This is a genomic window from Paenibacillus sp. Dod16 (assembly GCF_049893405.1).
Lineage (GTDB): Bacteria > Bacillota > Bacilli > Paenibacillales > Paenibacillaceae > Paenibacillus_AQ.
Genome location: NZ_JBNDYG010000032.1, coordinates 43,073 through 65,050, shown reverse-complemented (window position 1 = coordinate 65,050; position 21,978 = coordinate 43,073). Strand labels below are relative to the sequence as shown.

Sequence of the window (21,978 nt, the reverse complement as noted above, 5' to 3'; positions counted from 1 at the left end):
CTATGTGTATCATGCAGAGGCTGCTCCGCGCCGGAACGATCCAGGTCAACAGGAAGAACTCTCTTTCAACCTTTTCATGGGCGAGCACGCTTCAACTTGGTTGACTCTGCCGGATGCGGACCTCCTCCGGCCGGTAAACCGTCTGCACTTGTCCCCCGGCATCGGTCGTAAACATCACGGTCCGCTCCCGCTCCAATTCGAAGGCATAGACCTTTCCGGTTGCCGGGTCCTTTACCTCGATCTCTGCGCTTGCCCCATGCTCGGAGACGAAGACGTACAAGCTTCCTTGTCCGAACGCCAGCTTGCGGCCGTAGATGCCCGGAAGCTCGCCTCCCTTCAGCCATTCCAGCTCAGGCGAAACGGCTGCGGAGCGGATAGCTTCCGCATACAGCGCCTGGATCGGCTCCCAGCGCTCGTTCATCTCGACCGGGAGCGGGCACCAGATGAACCGTCCCGATCCCAAGCTCACCGTGACGGGTGCTAGCGTCCCATCCAACCGGCCCGCCGGACGATCTACCGCCAGCGCGTTAATCTTCCGCTCGCCGAACGAAACGGCGAAATGCTCTCCCGCGAGCTCCAGCGTTTCTTCCCGAAGAACGTTGGCATGGACGGTTTCACCGATCTCCTGCTGCAGGCGATGCGGCGCCGGCCCCCAATATGCATCGGTGCGAAGCGGACCTGTCCACAATACCGTGCTCCCTTCCCTTGCCAAGTCGAGGAGCTGGGCAAACGCGGCATCGTCGAAATTATGCGCGCTCGGCACGATGATCAGCTTCGCCGGATAGCGTTTCAGGTCCCCCAGCTGATATTCGCCGATGCCCCGCGGATGGACGTTCATACCGAATGTCAATGCGCGCATGGCCCTCGTCGTCGCTTCGTAAGCCAGCTTGCGGCTGGAAAAATCATTCGAATACGGGTAAACGACGGCGATATCCTCCAGCTGACGTTCATCGTCGAACAGGCCGGCTGCTTCCTTCATGAAGCGCCCGAAGTCATAGGACACATCGGCTTCGGGCTTCTGCGTTCCGTCCGCTCGAAGCGCCCCGATGTTGGATTCGTTGGCATTATCCATGAAGTAGTTAATATTCCAAATCCACTGTACGGCACCCGCGCCCCCGGTCGAAAATGAATACGCGTACTTCCGCTCCAGGATGCTGCGAAGCTCTTCCTCCGTCCGCTTGGCAATGCCGTCCGGACGCTGGACGTGCATGATGCCGGTCTCCTGAATCAGATTCGGCTTGTCCGGCGTTTTCGTAAATATGCCGTCCCAAGCCAGGTGATCGTTCTGCCACCAGGAGTGGACCGTCGTGTAATCGACGGCGGGACCATAGAACGAAGGCGACGGGCGCTGGGAGCAGATGCCCTCATCCTGCCCGACCGTTACCAGCTGGCGGGGATCGGAGCGGCGAATGGTGCCGATAAGCTCGGACGCCCAGCGATTATGCATGTCCATGGTGAACAGCGTGAAATCGATCCACGGTCCCCACTTCTTCGGCTGCAGTACGCTGTTGAACAGCTTGTCGTCCGGACTGGGCGCAGGCGCCGACTCGAATGAAGGCAGCTCGCCCGGCGTCATGTTCCAGCGCTCCTGAAGCAGCGCCAGATCATCCCCGTGTCGCTGCCGCAGCCACTCGGACCAGGCCTTGCGTTCGAACCGATCTCCGATCGATACAGGCCCCTCGAAGATTCGCTTCGGATCGAACAGCGAAGGCTCGTTGATCAGGTCCCAATGCACGTTGGTCGTGCCCCTGTGACGTCCGACGATGGAGGCGACGAAGCGCTTTTGCGCCTCCACCGATCTCGGATCCAGATAGGGGTTCACTCCTTCCCAGGCTTCGGGCGCAAACGAGAAGAACGTAAACGTCACTTCCAGCTCATGCCGCTTGGCTGTCAGGATAAAGGCATCGATCGCCCGCATGACGTCCTCGGCCGCATGGCCGTCGGCAAACATGATCATCCGGTAACCCGTCCATATGCCCGTCCGGATCAGGTTGATTCCTGCCCGCTTCATCTCCGCCATATCCGCATCCCAACGCTGCACGTTCGGCAGATGAAGGAATTTGCGCGCGACGTCGGAGGTCATGTACGTCATGCCAACGATCGGAACCGTCCGCCAGCCGCGGCGGAAGTAATCACGCCCGCATTCCAGCCGCTCTCCCGCCTGCAGCAGCGGACGATCGACGCCCCATACCGCCTGGGTCAGGGTGCGGCGCTCCCCGGAATCGGACTCGGCTTCGCAAACGATCCGGTACAAGCCCGCCTCGAGCCGTACGGGTACGGACAAGCGAAGCTGCTGCAGATCCCGCTGCTGCATGCCGGCTTCCGACTTCTCGTGTCCGGTCCAGACGGTCTCGCCGTTGTCTTCCTTGATAACACTCACTGCAAATTGCCAGGTCTGCGCCGGAGCGGACGTCCGGGACAGCGTCTGCAGCTGGATCGTCAACCACATCTGCTCGCCCGGCTCGTAGGAGGCATAGTTCGGCTTCAACCAAAGCTCCGTCACGCCTGTTCCCGCGTATTCGGCCAGATCCTTCAGAACGTCCATCCCTTTAGACTCCCAGAACGATGCCCTCAGCTGCTGGTTGATCAGAATCCAGCGCCCCCCGGCATAATCGCCCTTATGCTGCTCCAGCATGACGACCGGTGCGGACCGCTCGCGTCGATCACGGTCCACGCCGATCAGGAGCGGTGAGATGACGGCGTCCATCGGACCGCATGCCCCCATCTCGGCCGGAATGTCGCTCGCTTTGGTCGGGTGCAGCGTCAAGCCCCAGGTCGGCTCCATGCCGAACAGCTCCTCGCGCCCCTGCAGGATCGGAAATTCGGCGGAGGCCTTCAACTCCCGGACGCGCGATACGTCAACCGCCAGCGCATCATGGATATCCATTCGCTGATGATAAGCCAGCTGCTCGCGTTCGGCATGCCAGCTTCCGTTCAGCTCTCGAACCGGCCTGCGGAAAGGCACGCCCCCGGCATGAACCAGACCGCCGCCGGCCTTCAGGTGGCCTTCGATGGCTGCCCAAGCCGCTTTCGGGAAGTACGACCCGTGCAGATGAATCAGTGTGTCCCAGCCGCCTTCCGTCAGCCGCTCAGCCACATCCGCGGCACCGGCGACCACCGCCCATTCCCGCAATCGCTCCAGTGCCTCTGCGGACGGACGTTCGCCTTCGTAAGGAAAATGCTCGTCGTAAAATACCAGCGTTCTCATCGCTTACTCCTTTCTCGTCCGCGGCTTGCCGTCGACGTATACGGATGTTCCGCGCGTTCGAGCCCAGTCGGCAATCCGGGAAGGGTCGCCGGTCCAGAGGCGGTTCACTCCCCATTCATTGGTCTGCGGCCGCTCCTCGCATTCGATGCGGATGACCGGGAACAGCTCGGTCGGAGCCGGTCCAGAGGCGGTTCACTCCCCATTCATTGGTCGACAGCTCCTGTCCCGTTGTCAGCAGCGTCACCCGTAATACCGGCGTCACCAGATCCGCCAGCCTCAGCACCGGCCTCCCATCCCAGAAGCGGATGATGAGATACAGCTTGTTGTCTTTCATTGTCTGCCGCCCATAGGTGATGAACTCGGTGAGGTTCCCTCCGTCGGAGCCGTAGATGGCCTCGCCGTGAACGTCCAGCCACTCCCCGATCTTCAGCGCCCGCTCTACGAAGGCCGGCGGAAGCTGTCCGTCGGGCTGCGGTCCGACGTTAAGCAGCAGATTGCCGCCCACGGTACCCCCTTTTTCCGCGCACTCGCACAGCATGTCGAGCAGAACGTCGGCCGGACGCCAACGTTCGCCATTCGTGTATCCCCACAGCCTCCACGTGGTAACCTGGCTGGATTCCCACAGCCGCTTCTGATCCGGGACGATGACATGCTCCGGCGAGCCGAAGTCGCCCAGCACCTCAGAATCGCCCGAACCGCCGCCGCCGTCCGCATGCAGCTTCTCCTCCTCGGACAGTCCAAGACGGTTGTTGACCAGGATGTCCGGCTGAATCGACTTCATCCGCTCCACCAGCTTGATGCTGTCCAGGTCCTCCGCGGTTCGCGGCCAGACCCCGTCAAAAAAGAAATGATCGATGCGCCCGTATTTCGTGACCAACTCTTCCACTTGGGCATGCAAATACTGCTTCATCGTCTCCCAGCCCTCGGGATCCTTCTCCGGTCCGTCGAAGTAAGCCGGGATCCGCCAATCGATCCAGGAATAATATAAGCCGACCCGAAGCCCTTGGGCCCGGAACGCATCGGTAAATTCGCGCACCAGATCCCGGCCGGGCGCCTGCTTCGCGCTGGAATAATCCGTCGTGGCCGTATCCCACAGGCAATACCCGTCATGATGCCGCGTCGTTAAGCAGGCATATCTCATCCCCGCCTTGCGCGCGGTGTATGCCCATAGCTCGGCGTCAAAAAACACCGGATTCCACTCGCAGGCCTTCCGCGCGTATTCGGCCTGGTCCAAATGCTCCCGGAACAGTACCTGCTCGCCGCGCCCGTATTGGGCATATGGCCCGAAATGAATAAACATGCCATACCGGCTTTCCGTAAACCACTGCCAGCCTTCCCGGATGGCTTGAGCTTGCTTGATCATGAACAACGTCCTCCTTATTCTGCACGGCTCTTGCCGTGAGGTCAGCCTTGATGGATATTACGCTTCTGGCTCTTTGAGCAGTCTCAAGGCTTCTTATGACCTATACTCTAGCCCGAGAATCCCTGTCTTGAACACTTTACTTTTGAGAGAAAACTTTGATTTTGGCCAATATCGGAGAATTGAAGTCCTAAACGGTAACATTGATCACTTTCGAATCCGCTAGGAATCTCCATGGAATTCCTTTGGTACTCTTAACAGAACGCTCCATGGCGGTGCACAAAAAAAAAAAGCAATCCCTCCCCGGTTATTAAACCGGGTAAAGGATTGCCCTATTCCATTATTTCTTAGTGTTCGTGTGCCTGAACTTACGACTGACCGGCTCTCCATTCATCGAATTGCCGTTTGTATTCATCAACGACCTCATCGATTCCAGCGGACTTCATGGCGGCCAGCATTTTATCGTAGGCGTCCTCGTATTTCACGACCCCGTGCATGACCGGATATACGCTGGTCTTCAGCTCGGCGATGCAGTTGGCGTACTGCGAAGCAACGTTGGTCGGATCGAAGGTGAAGCCGATCGTGATGCTGTTCACGGCGTCGTCCGATACCGTTGTGCGGCGCTCCAGACGCGCTGGGTCCGTATTCGTTGGATAACGGTTCATCTCGACGTGGCCAAGCAGCCAGTACGGAAGCTCATAAGCCGGGGAACCGTTCTCGTTCTTGGCCAGATAGTCCTTGGTATTCTTGCCGGTATCCTTCCAATGCACATCCTTCACGCCGCTTTGAACGAGATCCATGTTCTCTTGGCTGCTGTATACCCAGTTCAAAAATTGAATGCCGGCCTCCGGGTGCGGAGACGTGGCCGAGATCCCGTTGGAATTGCGGATCGCGTAGGATCTGAATTTCGGCTGGTCGGCCAAATAATAAATATCCAGCTTCGCATCCGGGAACGTTTGAAGAATGGCATCGCTCAAGCCGACGTCGCCCGGACGGTACAGATAACGTCCTGCCAGCTCCTCTTGGTTGATAACCTCTGTCGGCGTCGTGAGCAGATCGCTCATGATCAACCCTCGCTTATAAGCCTCGTTCATGAACAAAACGTCTTTTTTGAACTCCTCGGTTTCGAACCAAGACTTCACGTTCCCCTGCTGGTCGATATAAATCATGTTGTCGGCCACGGTAAACGGATAGGTGTCGTAGGTTGTATGCAGGAAGTAGGCTGGCTCCTCCAGCATCTTGATATATACGTTCTTGTTGTCCTGCGGCCAGTTCTTCTGCAGCGTCTCGGCTGCATCGAGCAGCTCTTCCGGCGATGTCGGCGGCTTCAGGCCGTTTTTCTCTAGCAGATCGGTGCGGATCGTGAACATGCCATCGTTATAAGCGGTATCCGCCCAGAAGTTCGGCACGTACGTGGTCTTGCCGTTGATTTTCGACGACTCCCAGATCCAGTCCGGCATGGAAGCTTTCAGCTCGGTGCCATACTGGTCCAGCAGATCGTCGATCGGAATGATACCGCCGCTGCCCGCAAGCACCGTCGGTCCTTTGGTATCGTGCATGATGGCAATCAGCTCGAATTCCTCGCCCGTCGACATCATGAGGTTGGTCTTCTGATCCCATACGTCCCACGCGATGTACGTCGGTTCGTACGTAAGGTTCAGTCCGTCGGCCTCCAGCTTCTCGTTGATCGCTTTGACCGCCGCATCCAAATCCTGCGGCGCGGAGCCCGGAAGCAGATACCGGACCGGCAGCTTGTCCCCGCCGTCATTCTCGCCGCTCGCCGATCCGTTCTCGCCGCCGGCATCGCCCCCGCCGGAGCAGCCTGCGATCACGGATACCATGAATATCGCAGCCAACCATAGTGCTAGCGCTTTCCTTTTTTTCATGCATGTGTCCCCCTGTCTTCATTTGGTTTAGTCATGCGGTACGATTCCTATCTTAAGGAGACATTAGGGATGACGTATACTTCAAAATGATCGTTTTCGCCATTTTAAAACACATTAAAAGGTTGTTCAGAAAGTCATCTTTTGATCACGAGGCAGGTAAGGAAGCAGTCTAAGGCGTCGAATCTTGAATTCAGCCGGGCCTTCCGTTGCTCACGTAGGATTGCCTACGCTCCGCTACTCAGTCCCTAGCTTCATCCAACCTTCTCGGTGCTGAAAAGTCGACCTTTTGAACCCGCAATTAATCTGCCCGTCACTGCGCCTTTTTCGTCTCGATCGCATGCAGGCTGCGGAACTGGGCCGGCGAGATCTGGTAGTGCTTTTTAAACAACGTGTAGAAATAGGTCGTATTCAGAATGCCCACCTGCTCGCTGATCGATTGGACCGACTCCTCGGTGCTTGCGAGAAGCTCCCGCGCCTTCTCCAGACGAACGGCATTCAGGTAATCGTTGAACGACAGCTCGCAGTGCGCCTTGAACAGCTTGCCGACATAGCTGCGGGACAGCTTCACCTCGCCCGCCACCTGCTCGAGCGACATATCCGGCCTTGCATAATGCTTGCGTACGTACATCTGGATAAAATCAACCACCTCCGCATGCCGGACCGCTCCCGATTCCTCGGACAGGCTGCAAAGCCTGAGAGCAAGATCCTTCAGGGCATCCGCGGTTTCCTGCAGCGTCTGAAAGCGGGTAATCCGCCGCGTAAAGTCGAGGAAGAGATCCGCGCTTTCCCGATTTTTCACCGTATGGACATTGAGCTGCTTGTACAGGCCGCCGATGAATTGATTAATGAAAAACATGACTTCATGGTAGTTGTAATCGCGAATTTCCTTGATCCACTGATCGATTTCCTTCTCCAATTTATCCCGCTGCTGCAGCTTGATGGCCTCGATGATGCGCTTCTCCCGCTTGTCCGGATACTGAGCCTCGGAATGCTCCGACTCCGCGGTGTTGACCGGATCGCCATGGAACATCCTGCCCTTTCCCGCGAAAAAGCGCTGCTGGAAGCAGGACTGCGCGCAATCGAACGATTCGCGCAGCTCCTCGTAGGTCTGTGCGGCCGTTCCGATGCCGACGGTGACGGACACGCGGAGCGTGCTTAGCATCTCGCCCTGCAGCTCCTCCAGCATGCCCACGACATGGAGGGGAAGCCGGCTCTGTTTCATGGGGAGAATGATCGCAATGGTCCCGTCCCCTACCGTTGCCACGCTCGCTCCCTCCGGCTCCAGCATCTGCTGGGCCGCCTGAGCGACGGCCGCGGAGGAATAGGACTGCAGGTCCTCGTCCTCTCCCCCGGGCGAGCCGTCTAAGCTGTCGAGCAGAAGGACGACCGCCAGGAAATAGGGCCCCTTGCCTTCGCGGGCCAAACGGCGGAATGCCGTCTCGTCGCCGCCTTTCAGCAGCTGCAGCACATGCGCCTGCCGAGCGACGGAAGCCTCGGACTCCATCGACTTCATTTTCTCCGTCATTTCGGCGTAAGTGGTATCCAATATGGCAAATTCGTTGATTTGCCGCCGGTTTTCCTTCATTTTCGGTATGGTGCTCATTTTCTCCAGCAGGTGACGAATCGGGTTGTACGCATGATGCGTCAGCCAGATCGACAAGAACATGCTGACGACGAAACAAGCCAAAGCGAGAACCAGCGCCGACGTTCGGAGGGCCTGCATGTTGAACAGCAGATTTTGATATTGGCTTACGCTGATATACGTCCAATTCATATCCTTGGATTTGACGTAGGTAACGAGGCTCTTGCGGCCGTCGATGGAGCGAGTGAAGTAACCGCTTTCCGCTTCCGATTCCAGAATGGACTGGACATAGGACTCCTGCGATACATTCTCCATGAACCGGGACCGATCCGAATGGGTGATGATGGTTCCCTTGTCGTCAATGACGTGCAGCGAATCCACCGCTTCGTTGCGGTAGCCTCCGATCAGATCCTGGATGGTGTCGGTGCTCATGTTGATTACGATTGCGCCTTTGGAGCTTAGCGGCGAATAATAGCTCGGAAGGAGAACGAAAGTAAGGACGTCTTCGCTCCGGTTGGCCGAAGCGGAAGTGGCGGTAGATATCTTGCGAGGGAACAGGTGAAAATAAGATGTATTCTTGCTGTTGATCTCCTCCAACAGCTCCTTCTCCTGCTCCTTGGTAATCCCCTTCGTATTCAGATACGTATTATTCGAGCCGTTATAGATCCCGATCGAATGGATGAACGGATAGGTGGACTGTACTCGGTTAAGAGTGCCGAATACCCCATACTGTTTCACCGGATCGGCCTCTTTGTCCAAAAGGGCGTTCACGATCTCCTTGTCGCTGAGCAGCAGGTTGCCCACGTTATATACCTGGTCGCGGATGACGCTGGATACGGCGCTGTTCTGCTTCAGCATCGATTCGGATATTTTCCCTACCTCCTTCGCGGTGCTCCAGGAGAACATCATGTACAGGACGACGGTTACGAGGGCAATCATGGCTGCCGTAAGCAAAATAAAGCTGAGAAACATATTTCGGTACACCGCATAACGGAATAATCGCTGCCGGATCATATTCTCCCTCCCTGCCATTGGATCTGTATAGTTAAGTGAAATCTTCATAATTCACGAAAATCACTAACATAATATGTAATCTATATGTTAATTTAATGGTGTTTCCCTAACGATCCGATCACTTGGAACGGTTTCATATTTCACTCTCATCTTACATTTGCTCAGGGCATTCATCAATATGAAAACGCATTCTTTATTTTCCTCCCCTAACTTTCCTTCATAGGCTTCATCAGCTAAACCCCTTATAAAACAAGGCTTTTCCGGTCATTATTCAATCCTGTCGACACTGTCCGAAATACTCAAATTCGAAGTTTTTACCGTTTTTTAAAGCAGACGCTCCCCCCTTCAATCCGCTCAAACTCCATTTTCATAGTTTACTGCACGCGGCAACTCTCTTTACACTCGAATCAGAACTGCCAGGCTTGCAGCCCCCATCATTTACGAAAGGACGTGCCTACTCATGAAAAAAAGCCGCTTCGGCTTCCTGCGCGAAATCCGCTCGAACGGATCCGCCTACCTGCTCGTCGTACCGGCTGCCATCTATACGCTGGTCTTCGGTTATTTCACGCTTCCGTACATGCTCATTGCGTTTCAGAAATTCAACTTCAAGACGGGACTCTTCAATTCCGCCTGGGTCGGCTTTGACAATTTCAAGTTCTTCTTCTCTTCGCCCCGGGCTTGGGAGGTCACCTTCAACACCTTGAAGCTCAATTTTCTATTTATCATCGTTGGCACGCTCGCAGCCATGGCGCTGGCCATACTGTTCAACGAGCTCCGCAGCCGCTGGTTCTCGAGGGTGACCCAATCCACGATTTTGTTCCCGCATTTCTTGTCCTGGGTTATCGTGAGTTACATCATCTACAGCTTGCTGTCGACCGACTACGGTATCCTGAACCGGATCCTGGCGTTCTTCCATGTCGACCCCGTCAACTGGTACGCCTCCCCGCAATACTGGACGTGGATTCTAACGACCGCGGCCGTCTGGAAGGACCTCGGGATGAATCTCGTCATCTATTTGGCGGCCATTACCGGGATTGATGACAGTTATTACGAAGCCGGGCGGATCGACGGCGCTACCCGGTGGCAGCTCATCCGCCATATCACCATTCCGCTCATGCTGCCGACCATTTCCATCCTGACTCTGCTTGCCTTGGGCAAAATCATGTACGGCAGTTTCGACATGATCTATGCCATCGTGAAGGACAACGGGCTGCTGTATCCGACCGTCGACGTCATCGATACGTATGTGTTCCGTTCCCTCCGCACCATCGGGAATCCGGCACAAGCCATGGCCGTTGGACTGTATCAATCCGTGGTCGGCTTTATTCTCGTATGGGGCAGCAATAAAATCGTGAAGAAGGTGAATCCGGACCATGCCTTGTTCTAAAGCAAGCCCGGAATCATTCGGAAGGGAGCGAAACCTAGATGACGTCCAGACCTAAATTTTTCGACGCCGTGAATGCCGCGCTGATCGGCATCATCTCCATTCTCTGCATCCTGCCGATGCTGCTTGTGCTCATGGTGTCCTTTACCGACGAAGCCAGCATTAAACAATTCGGCTACCAGCTGTTTCCGAGCGAGCTGTCGCTGGATGCCTACAAGCTGCTCCTGTTCGGCAGCACGCCGCTGTACCGGAGTTACATGATCTCGATCATCGTGACGGTCGTCGGCACGATCCTTGCGGTCACCATCACGTCCATGGCCGGATATACGCTTGCCGCCAAGCATATCCGTTACCGCAACGGGCTCGGATTGTTCTTTTTCATTACAATGGTGTTTAACACAGGCCTGGTGCCATGGTATCTGATCAACCTGAATCTCGGCATGAACAACACCATCTGGGCCCTGATCATTCCGTCCCTGGTGTTCAACCCGTTCAACCTGTTTCTTGTGCGCAACTACATGTCCCAAATTCCGCCTTCCCTGACGGAGGCGGCCAAGATCGACGGCGCGAGCGACTTCTATATCGCGTTCCGGATCTACTTCCCGCTGTGCATGCCCGTTCTGGCCACGATAACGCTCTTCTACGGCATTGCCTACTGGAACAACTGGTTCAACGCTATCATGCTGGTTGACAACGAGAAGTTGTATCCCCTGCAATATCTGCTGTTTAAGCTCAACTCCGAAATCAGCATGATCCAGCAGATGCAGAGCAGCGGCGCCATCCTCGGCAGCCAGACGCTCCCTCAGGAATCGGTGAAGATGGCCACCGCCATTCTGACGATCGGGCCGGTGGTGCTGTTCTATCCGTTCCTGCAGCGGTATTTTATAAAAGGGCTGTTGATTGGCTCCTTGAAAGAGTAAGAGATTTCTCCACATGCCCCATGGTCTCAAGACATGAGACGGGTATCAGAATCTACTAAATTCAAAAAGGCTAACCGCTCTCCCGGTTAGCCTCTTTTTTATATGATGGATGTCTTTATGGATGTAACGTCTGCCGCTTCGGATGGAACATCGTCAACGGGGTTCGTTTGTGTAACCCTGATATTCTGCATGGGGCCAGTGACGGTAATCCGGTCTTTGAAGAACAGGATGAATGCTAAAACGCCCGGCTTTTGACTTCTCCTTGATAAGCCAATGCATCCTCGGCCCTTAACCGCTGAACGTCGCTCAGCTCCGACAACTCGGCCCATTTATACTCCGAATGCTCCGAACTAAGGATAATTTCCTCATGAAGAGGGATCGAACAGCGGAATATGCCGACCTGCACGTTGATATGACTGTGATAATAAAATCCGGTCAAGACCGCATCCTGCAGGGTGAGGCCCAGTTCTTCGCGGCATTCGCGAAATATCGCTTCATGGATCGTTTCGCCGGGGTCGACCCCGCCTCCGGGCAAACTCCATCCTTTGTTCCCGTAGGTCCGTTTTAATAAGAGCAGCTTGCCGTCGGCGTTCGATATGATGGCATGCACACCGAATCTGTACGTGTCATGAAAGCCCATTATTCATCCTCCTATCTCGGCATTAATATGCATTATCCAAGCAAGATTACTGCCTCTCCCCAATGTCATTACCGCACTTCGGACAATATTGGTACGTTTCATGTTTGATGGCTCTCCCGCAATATGGGCAGAAATTGAAATCGCCATCCTGTTTAAAACCTTCGTTGACGCTTTGCCTTGCATTCGCTTGAAGGTAAGGATCTAATGGATCCGGTTCGTCGTCGGTAATATCATAGACGGACATGCGGTTAGCTCCCGTAGCATTTTTAAGATGAAAAATCCCCTGCACAACCGCGACACCGACAAAGACGACCCCGAACAGGACAAAAAAGACGGGGGCTCCCATATTTGCTGCCGAAATCGTCCAGAATACCCCAAATACGCCAATTGCAGCACTGCCAACCGCTCCCATAGCCGAGGGTCCCCGACCTGGTTTGATGCTTCTCATGTAAGGCTCCTCTCGAAAGTGATAATGACCAAAATAAATACATGCTTGCTTGGTTCCCGATTGATCTTGTAGTCGTTTACGTATGAAACAATAGAGGTTTAATCATCCGGAACAACTGGTGCGAATCTACTTTCTCATAATTCCATAGCATGACAATCCGTAGATCTTGAACTGGATAGTGCCAAATTTCGGATCGAAATCCCGGAGTTCCTCCGGCAATTAACCGAAAGTCAGCCCCCAGGAACCATCCATATCCATAGTTTAAGTTCGGATCAAATGTTGTCGTATAGTACGGTGCAAACATTTTATCCATCGTTTCCGGCTGAAGGATTTCACCTTTGAAAAGGGCTTCACACCACGTATTCAGGTCTTGCACCGTGGAGTACAGCTCGCCTGGAGCTTGAACCGTGCTAAGCCTGTCATTGTCAGCGTTTATCAGCTGATTATTTTCCCATGCGTGTCCGTATGCTCTGCCTGAATTGATCTGACGAGGACAATCAACCCCTGTCGATCCCATGTGCAAAGGCGAGAAGAACCAGGAATTCAAAATTTCCTCATACTTCATCTCCGTCACGGCCTCTAGTATATACGCCAGCATGATAAACCCGGTGCTGCTGTATTCCCAACGCTCACCCGGAATGAAATTCTGTTTCAGTCCGACGAGGTAGGGTATAAACGCTTTCTTCTCCATACTTAATTTGCTCATCTCATATGTAAGATCAGGTACGGCATAAATATCATGCAGCCCTGATGAATGGCTCAATAAATGATGGATTGTGATCTTCGGATGGAGAGCCTTAAATGCGTCAACATAAGTACCCGGATGATCATCAAGACTAATCAGCCCTTGTTCATAGAGTTTGAGTGTGGCAGCTGCGATGAACATCTTGGTGACTGAGGCAATGTGAAATTTCGTATCCTTGTTATTGGAGACGCCAAGCTGAATACTGGCTTGCCCGTAGGATTTACTGAATAAGGTTTTGCCTTCTTTGGAAATATGAATGTTCCCGGATAAATAATGATCTTGTTGATAACGATCAATGAGTTCCTCTAATTGCTGCTCCATTCTAACCCTCCCCTTAAAACCGGTACGCATTCTGTAACCTGTCATGATGCAGCGCGGTCTAGAGATATTCGCCGAAAAAAAACTGCAGCGCTTCAGTGGAATATCCGTCGCTTCCCTGCCACTCCGACATCGAGAAGAAATCGTCGTCCCTTCTCGGACGCGTTCGGGGCGTATCCTCCGGATCCAGCACGCCGGCATATCCCAGTACTTCCATGAGCACGTCTCGTTCATGCTTGCTTGAAGGCAGAACATCCTTCAAACGCTTCTCAAGATGACGCGGGCTTTCTGTTTCGGCACATCCGTTGACGGCTGCAATCAGCTTCCTCAGAATGGCGATATCCTCCTCGTCCACCGTCAGGCCCTCCTCATGGCTCAACAGCTCCAGATCAAGCCAGCAGTAGAGCAGCTGATTCAAGCGGATGCCTCCCCATTTGACCCGTTCGAAATTCAGCACGTTCAGATCAGCATTCACGTAATCCCGGTCGGACTGCAGCCCGGCATGATTACAATCTCCGCAGCTGCTATAATTCGGCATGGCCGAGCGTCGTTCTTCGTACTGATGAAGAGGCAGGCGCGAGGTCAGCACCCAACTGGAAAGCGCGCTTCGCAGATGCACTTGTCTCGTGGACAGGCTGTGCAGAAATGCTGCGGCAACCCTTTCTTTAGTAACCGTCTTATGTAAGCGATGAAGCCGCTGGATCAGCTCATCATGTCCGATCGTGATGGGGTCGAACATCAGCCTCATGCTCTTCGCGTAATCAAAATCCTCCCCAACGAACGGCAAAGGACTGCTTTTCCAACCGCTGGATGACCAGAACGTTTGAAGTAAAACCTTTTTTGCCTTTTTGTCCACAGCTTCTCTCACTTCCCATTATTTTCTTGTCCCTATCATAACAAAATCCCCCTCTAATGCGAAGACGAGCGTAACTAACTGAAGCCATTGAAACTATGAAACTACGAGTTATGTCATGTAATGAATCATGATGATGAATTTATTCTTAAATATTTCTCTGAATAATCATTATAATGATATAATGTTTCAGATAACCCTATCGTTTTTGATCAAGTCGGATGTACGCATGACATGAAAAGAATGCAATGGAGGATGCACCCAAATGACCATTCACAAGCTCAAATCATTCATCGTATCCACCTTCACTTTCCGAATAAATTGGAATCACTTTAAGTCGAAGCTGCTCCTAAGATACGTTCTGTCTTATATTCTGATCTTCCTGATTCCCCTGACGGGAGTAACGATATTTGTTTATGATAGCGCTGTCAGCGGGCTTCGTACCGAGATTGAACAATCCAACATCAATCAATTGAACCAGGTGAAAATGACCATCGACTCCCGTATCGCGGAGCTTCGGGAGCTTTCCGGCCGAATCGCTTACGACAGACGCTTAACCCCTTATATGGTCCGTGATGATTATTACAGAGTGGAAGCCATACAAGCTTTGGCCAACTATAAGGCAAACAGCAGCATCATTGAAGACATCTTCATATACTATCATAACGACCCGGTTATCTATTCTTACCGCGGCCTGACGAATGTTAACGTTACGTTCGATTCCTTTTATCGTTATGAGAACTGGAGTCTGAAGGATATCATCGTTGCTCTGAACGAAACGAATCAGATGGTAATACGGCCTGCCGAGAATGTTACGATCAACGGCTCCAGGCAGGAGGCAATGCTGACCGTAATCGTACCTATTAAGCCCAATGCCCCGTATCCGTACGGAAGCGTCGTATATATGGTGAAAGAGTCCAATCTTACCGGGGTCATGGATTCCATTCTTAGCGATTTCACTGGGAGCAGCTACATTTTCAATCAACATGACGAAGTGCTTACAGCGAGCAATCATGGCGTAACCCTGTCTCAAGAGAACCTCGGGTCATTGGCTGCGCTTGATGCCGGCATACACAATCTTTCCCTGAATAATGACAAGTACTCCGTCGTATCCGTCAAATCCGGGGAGAATGGCTGGAACTACATGACCATCATGCCAAGCTACCAGTTCTTCAGCCGGGTCGCTCATGTACAGACGCTCATTCTGCTGGTGTTTGGCATCGCCGTAATTACCGGAGTGCTCGCCGCTTTTGTACTGGCTAGACGCCAATATCACCCGATTAAGGACTTGATGGAATTCGCCAAGCTCAGAGTCAACGATACCCCAGAGCCCAAAACGCGCAGTGAATGGGATTGGATTCGTCAGACCCTTCACGATTACAGTGCCCGAATCGATATGCAGGAGCCCTTCGTGCGCAATCAATGCATGCTGCTTCTACTAAAACACGGCAAGCCGGATGATCCCGAAATCGAGCGAATGATCGCCGGGGCGGGACTGGAGCTTCCTCAAGATCAAGTCATGTATTTCTGTGTAATTCTGTCCTGGGAAGAAACCGATGAGACCGAGGATGTCCAAAATGATCGTCAACAGATGCAAGCTTTGCTCAGCCATGTTGAACTAACAGAGCTTCATGCGAATATCCACGGCGTCGAATTCTCAGCCGATAATCAGTTCGCGCTGATCGTATCGCTTCCTGACCCAGGTCAAGATTCGCTGAAGATCCGGATGGAGCAGATCATTCGTGCGCTTCAGGGATTGATCGCCGAGAACACTCGGCTCGATCCGAGCATGGGCATAGGTACGCCTTACCGGGATTTGGGGCAGCTGAACCAATCCTTCATCGAAGCCGCAACCGCTCTTGAGCATCGAATGGTTGGCAGCAGCCGGATCACCTATTTCGCCCAGCTGGCAGAGCAGAATCATCCTGTTGCCAAAGGCGTGTGGCTTCCAAGAAAGTCGCTGCTCAAGCTGGAGCAAAGCTTAAAGCAAGGCAACGAGTCGGTGGCCGTGCAGATGATCGCCGAGATGATGGAGACCATTCGGGGCGAACCGCTGCAGATTCACCTGCTGCGCTGCATTTGCTTCGATCTGCTGAACGCGCTGCTTCGGTCCGCCTCCGAGGTCGGAATGAACGAAGCATTCAGCAGCATCTCGGACTATACGTCGTTTGAGACGCTGGAGGAATTTGAGGACAAGCTGTTGTCGCTGACGACCGAGATTTGCGAGAAGGTTGAGCGTAACCATGAGCAAGCAGCGCCTAAACTGATCGATGATATCGTACATTATGTAAATCAGCAGTTTGCCGACTACACGCTCAGCCTGGAGCATGTGGCCCTTAAATTTTCCGTCTCTACCTCTTACTTAAGCCGCAGCTTTAAAGAAAAGACCGGGATCAGCTTCTCGCAGTATATTTGGAAGAGGCGTATGGAAGAAGTCATTCGGCTGCTTGTGACGACAAGCGCTCCTCTGAAGGAAATCATCGAACAGGTGGGCTATCTGGATGCACCCAATTTCATCCGCAAATTCAAGAAAGAAACCGGACTGACACCCGGTCAGTACCGCAAACAACATTGCTCGAGCAGTCTGGATATATAAAAAAGAGGGCCCTTTTACGAGACATTGTCTCGAAAGGGCCCGGATGCTTCTATTTCACTTACTGCGGTTCGTTCAGGATATGCTCTACCAGCTCATCGACCGGCACGGTAGCCAGTGCAATGGCAGTGTCGGTCACACCATAATAGATATAGAGCAGGCCGTCTTTGACCACGTTTCCTGTCGGGAACACCACATTCGGAATTTGATAACCGAATTTCTCATAATAGGCCTCCGGTTCCATAATGAAATTCTTCGTTCTTGCTATGACCTTCTCAGGGTTGTTCAGGTCAAGAAGCATCGCCCCGATTCGGTAAACGACCTGATCATCAACGCCGTGGTAAAGGACCAGCCAGCCTTTATCGGTTCGCACAGGCGGGGTTGCTCCGCCGATTTTCCTGGATTCCCAGGCCGGGTTCTCAGCCTTGGCCAGAAGCTTCGGCTCTTCCCAATGAACCAGATCCTCGGAGTACGTAATCCATATCGCCGCGCTGTCCGTTCCGTGAGCTGCACCCACGTATTCCTCCGGACGGCGCAGCAATACATACCTTCCGTTAATCTTCTCAGGGAACAAAATGTTGTCACGGTCATTGATGTCGAGCGGTGTCGTATCGGCAACGAATTCCCAGTCGATCAGATTGTCCGACTTCACAATCGAAGAGCGGGTGAGCCAGTGGCCTTCCTCCTCCCCCCAGCCGTCCGGATATTTCGGAATTGAACGCTCCGGTATGCCCGCTCCTGTCGGATAGTAACTCATGGCGCACGGCCTAAGGGCATAGTTTAAATAGTACGTGCCGTCTATTTTGACAATCCGCGGGTCCTGGACGCTTCCATATGGGAAGCCCAGCATGTCTGGCGTCACGATCGGCTCGTCTGTCACGTGCGTAAAATTCACTCCGTCCTCACTCTCCAGCAGTCCCAAAACATTCTTGCAAGGCGTTAGGGAGCCTGCGGTACGTTCGATCATGTAAAACTTGCCGTTGTCTATAATAACCGCAGGATTGAATACAGTAACTTTACGCCATTCGTATTTTCCCGGAACGACGATCGGATTGTTTGGATGTCTCGTTATTTTCATAGGCTAGGCCTCCACACTTGTATGGTATTCAGAATCTATCAAGGCCCTCTTGAATTCATAGGTGGGCCTGAAAGAGAAATCGACTTCTCCCAGGCCACCTTTTCTTTGAAAACCTCTGTCATCTCGTATATCTTATCTTGATGGCTAATTTCTGCTAGACGCAATCTGCGTTTAGTTCGACTTCCAACGGTCATATGCACCTTGGTAGATTTCAACGACCCGGTCGGCACCCATTTTCTTCATCGTGTTCAGGTAGTTATCCCAATTGGACAATGGTTCTGCTCCCGTAACGAATTTCGCCTCCATCTGTTGTACATACGTGCTCAGATCCGAGTTCAGGCTGTTGATCTCGGTTTGCTCTTCAACGGTCAGGAACAAGGCAGGGAACGGCGGTCTTGCTCCGCGGTCAAGCAGCTTTTCCTTCGTTTCCTTTTCAACCCACTGATCAAAGTCGGTCTTCAATCCTTTATTAATATCGTCCGTATTGATGGTAGGAGCCGGAATGCCGTAGTTTGGCGTCAAAGTCGCACGGTAATCCTCCATCTCCATGCCGTCCGGCACAGGCAAATAGCGCTTCACCCGGTTGGCTTCATCCGTGTACTCCCACAGCTTGCCTTCTGGTCCTTTGTTGAAAAAGAGCGATCCTTCATAAGAATAAAGGTAGTCCACCCAACGCATCGAGGCTTCAGGGGCAGGATTGGTCACCGTGATGGCAAAAGCCCCTGTCGTGATCCCTCTGTTCTTGGCGATAGCCGGCTTGTCTACCAGATCGCTTTTTACCGGAGCGAACATCGGATCCTTGGTGGACGGTTCTCCCCCTTTGGTCATGTAGGCATGCCAGTCGGAGAACAGGGCCACCTGATTGTTCTGTGCCTTGGCCTTTTTCTGTTCTGCGGTTTGCGAATAGCTTTCGTGGTCAAGCAGATCCTCTTTCCATAGACGATTCATATAAACCAGATACTCTCGGAAGCCCTCTTCTATCGGGGTATAATGAACAACATCCTCATCGTCCACATAAATTTCGTCTTCATAGATGCCGAAAGCGCCAAGCAGCCAAGTACGAATATCCCGAGCATTAGTTGTAGCTGTCGAAACGGAAGAGATCGGGATTTCATCGGCGACTCCATTGCCGTTCGGATCCTCTTCTTTTACACGCTTCAGGAAGGCATAGAGCTCCTCGGTCGTCTCCGGAAGCTTGTCGATATTCAGGGCCTCCAGGAAATCACCGTTGTACCACAGCGGGTTGCGATACCAGTGCTGGCTTAAATCGATCGCTGGCAAGGAATAGATATGTCCATCCGGAGCTGTAATGGATTTACGGATCTCCGGAATTTCGTCCATCAGCGCCTTGAAGTTCGGAGCATATTCCTCGATGAGCTCCTCAAGCGGGATCAGAATTCCCTGCTCTCCATAGTTCATCTGTTCAGCCGCCGTCAAGCCTGCAGCATAGAAGACATCCGGGTAATCGCCGCTGGCAAATACGAGGTTCTTCTTCGTATCAAAACTATCCTTCGGAGCGTTCAAGTATCGGAATGAAATGCCCGTCTTTTCCTCCATCTGCTGCAGCACGATCATATCCTTCCAGTTCTGAACGCCGACATCAGGCGCCATCATGGTCAGCGTAATCGGTTCATTCATAATCGGGAAGCCTTCCTTATTCACGGCGGCTGCTTCTGTTGACTTTGTTCCGGCAGATTTCGTATCGCTGCCCGAACCGCATCCGGCGAGCAGGGACAGGGCTGTTATCCCCGTCAGCACCAGCTTCCAAGTTTTGCTTCTCATCTTCATCCATGTTTCCTCCCTTTGCATACTCAAGCTCATATTTTATAAAACGCTTTCATCATCCTTTTACAGAACCAATCATGACCCCTTGGACAAAGTATCGCTGTAAAAAAGGATAGAGCGCGACAATCGGCAGCGTCGATACGACGATAACCCCGTATTTGATCAGCGATGCGGTTTCGGCTTTGGAACTCATTGCCCTGGCGGCATCCCCGCTGATTGCGGCGCCGGTCGTCTCCGCCGTCATTTCCTGAAGAACCAGAATCTGCCGTAGCACCATCTGCAGGGGATACTTGCTCTCATCGTTGAGATAGATCAGAGCCGGAAAATAGCTGTTCCAGTGACTGACCCCGTAAAACAAAGCCATAACTGCAATAATCGGCGCTGACAACGGCAGAATAATGCGGACGAACAGCTTCAGGTTGGTACAGCCGTCCATATAGGCCGCTTCCTGCAGTTCCTTCGGGATCGTCGTCTGGAAGAACGTCCGGGCAACGATGATATTCCATACCGATGCAGCTACGGGAAGAATGAGCGCCCCCATCGTGTTGATCAGCCCCAAATTCCGGACCACGAGATACGTTGGCACAAGCCCTCCGGTAAAGAACATCGTGAACAGGATAAATCCCAAGAACAATAGACGACCGACCAAATCCGACCTGCTGAGCGCATAGGCTGCAGGCAGTGTCACGGCCAGGTTCAACAGCGTTCCTATCCCAGTATAGACGATCGTGTTCAGATATCCGTTCCAAATCTTCGGGTTTTCGAACACCAGCTGGTATCCGGCCCAGGTAATTTCCTTGGGAAACAGCCACATCGCACCCGAATTCACCTGCTGCGGGCTGCTGATCGATGCGCTGAGAATATAAATGAGCGGATAAAGAACAACAATCAGAGCGATGGATAAATAGATATAGACGCTGCCCAGAAAAATTTTGTCCCACTTCGATTCCTTCATAGCGGTAACCAATGTACTTCCCTCCTTTCTACCATAGGCTGTTCTCGCTGGTGCGTCTGGCAATCCGGTTGACTGTTACCAGTAAAATAACGTTGATCACGGAGTTGAACAGGCCAACGGCTGTCGAGAAGCTGTACTGCGCGTCTACCAGACCGGTCCGGTAGACATAAGTTGAAATGACATCGGAAGACTCCATATTCAGGGAGTTCTGCAGCAGCAGTATTTTTTCGAAGCCAATCGTAAGAATGTTGCCCATGTTCAGAATCAGCAAAATGGTGATCGTTGGGAGTATGGCCGGCAGGTTGATGTGCAGCAATCGTTTGAAGCGACTGGCTCCGTCCACAATCGCGGCTTCATGCTGCTGGGGATCGACACCGGACAGCGCAGCCAGATAGATAATGGTCCCCCATCCGGTGCTTTGCCAGACTCCGGACAGAACGTATACGGTCTTGAACCAGGCCGGATCCGACAGAAAGTTCGGCGCATCGAAACCCATCCATTTGATGAATTGGACCAGTATGCCGGTGGACGGCGATAAGAAGGTAATAATCATACCGGCCATGACAACAACGGATATAAAATGAGGCGCATACGTAACGGTCTGAACCATTTTCTTGAAGGGACCCGTACGGATTTCGTTGAAAGCAAGCGCCAGGATGATCGGCAGCGGAAACCCGATGATCAGCTCGTAGAAGCTGAGGTTGAACGTATTCCAGAGCAGATCCCAGAAATAGTAGGAATGGAAGAAACGCTCGAAATGATCGAAGCCCACCCATGGGCTGTCCATGATTCCTCTGCTAGGGATAAAGTTCTTAAAGGCAATTTGGATACCGTACATGGGCGCATAGTGAAATACAAGGAAATACAGTGTGGCCGGCACCAAGAACAGATAAAGCTCCCAGTTCACCCTGATTCTTTTACCGAGAGACGTTGGGTTTACACCTGGATGAGGCGGCTTCGTTTCACGATGGATGGAACGTCTTCCGGATATCACAGCAAGTAGTCTTTTTCCCCTCATGCTTCCCCTCCTTTCTTACATATCGATTCATGTCAGGTTATCTGGCTCACTCACGTACATCACGTTTCAGTGGTTAACAGGTAACGCTTACATTCCAAAGTGTAGAGAAGACGGCATGACATCGTAAATGTGTAAGATGTGCATTGTCATCCGTCTGCCCCGCGCGATCCCGCTGCTATCATCATTTTTTC

The 21,978-nt window shown here is 52.8% G+C and carries 15 protein-coding genes; 3 read left to right on the top strand and 12 right to left on the bottom strand.

From position 1 onward, the window contains the following. Nucleotides 1-91: 91 nt before the first annotated feature. From ACPV3A_RS22260 to ACPV3A_RS22245, 4 genes are all read right to left on the bottom strand, one after another. Nucleotides 92-3,208, bottom strand: coding sequence for a glycoside hydrolase (locus ACPV3A_RS22260; protein ID WP_426201194.1), 3,117 nt, complete (start codon nt 3,206-3,208; stop codon nt 92-94). Between the two features lie 115 nt (nt 3,209-3,323). Beyond that, nucleotides 3,324-4,571, bottom strand: a complete 1,248-nt coding sequence (locus ACPV3A_RS22255) for an alpha-L-fucosidase (RefSeq protein WP_426201192.1) — start codon at nt 4,569-4,571, stop codon at nt 3,324-3,326. Nucleotides 4,572-4,936: 365 nt separating this feature from the next. Continuing rightward, complete coding sequence (locus ACPV3A_RS22250) at nt 4,937-6,454, bottom strand: DUF3502 domain-containing protein (RefSeq protein WP_194543793.1); 1,518 nt, start codon at nt 6,452-6,454, stop codon at nt 4,937-4,939. Between the two features lie 310 nt (nt 6,455-6,764). After that, nucleotides 6,765-9,050 (bottom strand): helix-turn-helix domain-containing protein, encoded by a 2,286-nt coding sequence (locus ACPV3A_RS22245; RefSeq protein ID WP_426201190.1) that lies wholly within the window; start codon nt 9,048-9,050, stop codon nt 6,765-6,767. A gap of 460 nt (nt 9,051-9,510) precedes the next feature. Here ACPV3A_RS22245 and ACPV3A_RS22240 point away from each other — a divergent pair, with 460 nt between their 5' ends. Beyond that, on the top strand, nt 9,511-10,437 hold the full coding sequence (locus tag ACPV3A_RS22240; RefSeq protein ID WP_194543795.1) for an ABC transporter permease: 927 nt from the start codon (nt 9,511-9,513) through the stop codon (nt 10,435-10,437). 38 nt (nt 10,438-10,475) lie between these two features. Next, entirely contained in the window at nt 10,476-11,354 is an 879-nt protein-coding gene (locus tag ACPV3A_RS22235; RefSeq protein ID WP_009590031.1) for a carbohydrate ABC transporter permease, read from the top strand. A 235-nt stretch (nt 11,355-11,589) separates the two neighbouring features. Here the strand turns inward: ACPV3A_RS22235 and ACPV3A_RS22230 are convergent, their stop codons facing one another. From ACPV3A_RS22230 to ACPV3A_RS22215, 4 genes are all read right to left on the bottom strand, one after another. Then, entirely contained in the window at nt 11,590-11,994 is a 405-nt protein-coding gene (locus tag ACPV3A_RS22230; RefSeq protein WP_113057716.1) for an NUDIX hydrolase, read from the bottom strand. A gap of 46 nt (nt 11,995-12,040) precedes the next feature. Beyond that, on the bottom strand, nt 12,041-12,442 hold the full coding sequence (locus ACPV3A_RS22225) for a zinc ribbon domain-containing protein (RefSeq protein ID WP_216530108.1): 402 nt from the start codon (nt 12,440-12,442) through the stop codon (nt 12,041-12,043). Nucleotides 12,443-12,518: 76 nt separating this feature from the next. Further along, the gene (locus tag ACPV3A_RS22220; protein ID WP_426201186.1) at nt 12,519-13,508 is read right to left on the bottom strand and encodes a serine hydrolase domain-containing protein; all 990 of its coding nucleotides are present in this window, start codon (nt 13,506-13,508) and stop codon (nt 12,519-12,521) included. Nucleotides 13,509-13,566: 58 nt separating this feature from the next. Continuing rightward, nucleotides 13,567-14,361, bottom strand: coding sequence for a hypothetical protein (locus tag ACPV3A_RS22215; protein ID WP_426201184.1), 795 nt, complete (start codon nt 14,359-14,361; stop codon nt 13,567-13,569). A 262-nt stretch (nt 14,362-14,623) separates the two neighbouring features. Here ACPV3A_RS22215 and ACPV3A_RS22210 point away from each other — a divergent pair, with 262 nt between their 5' ends. Then, on the top strand, nt 14,624-16,954 hold the full coding sequence (locus ACPV3A_RS22210; protein WP_194543800.1) for a helix-turn-helix domain-containing protein: 2,331 nt from the start codon (nt 14,624-14,626) through the stop codon (nt 16,952-16,954). A 58-nt stretch (nt 16,955-17,012) separates the two neighbouring features. Here ACPV3A_RS22210 and ACPV3A_RS22205 read toward each other — a convergent pair whose 3' ends face one another. The 4 genes from ACPV3A_RS22205 to ACPV3A_RS22190 all read right to left on the bottom strand — a co-directional run bounded on the left by ACPV3A_RS22205 (nt 17,013) and on the right by ACPV3A_RS22190 (nt 21,787). Continuing rightward, nucleotides 17,013-18,029: a glycosidase gene (locus ACPV3A_RS22205; protein ID WP_426201182.1), complete on the bottom strand. Its 1,017-nt coding sequence runs from the start codon at nt 18,027-18,029 to the stop codon at nt 17,013-17,015. A 171-nt stretch (nt 18,030-18,200) separates the two neighbouring features. Further along, nucleotides 18,201-19,817, bottom strand: coding sequence for an extracellular solute-binding protein (locus tag ACPV3A_RS22200; RefSeq protein WP_426201180.1), 1,617 nt, complete (start codon nt 19,815-19,817; stop codon nt 18,201-18,203). Nucleotides 19,818-19,869: 52 nt separating this feature from the next. After that, the gene (locus ACPV3A_RS22195; RefSeq protein WP_426201178.1) at nt 19,870-20,781 is read right to left on the bottom strand and encodes a carbohydrate ABC transporter permease; all 912 of its coding nucleotides are present in this window, start codon (nt 20,779-20,781) and stop codon (nt 19,870-19,872) included. Nucleotides 20,782-20,797: 16 nt separating this feature from the next. Then, nucleotides 20,798-21,787 carry an ABC transporter permease gene (locus ACPV3A_RS22190; protein WP_426201176.1) on the bottom strand — a complete coding sequence of 330 codons (990 nt, stop codon included), beginning with the start codon at nt 21,785-21,787 and terminating at the stop codon, nt 20,798-20,800. Between the last annotated feature and the right edge of the window lie 191 nt (nt 21,788-21,978).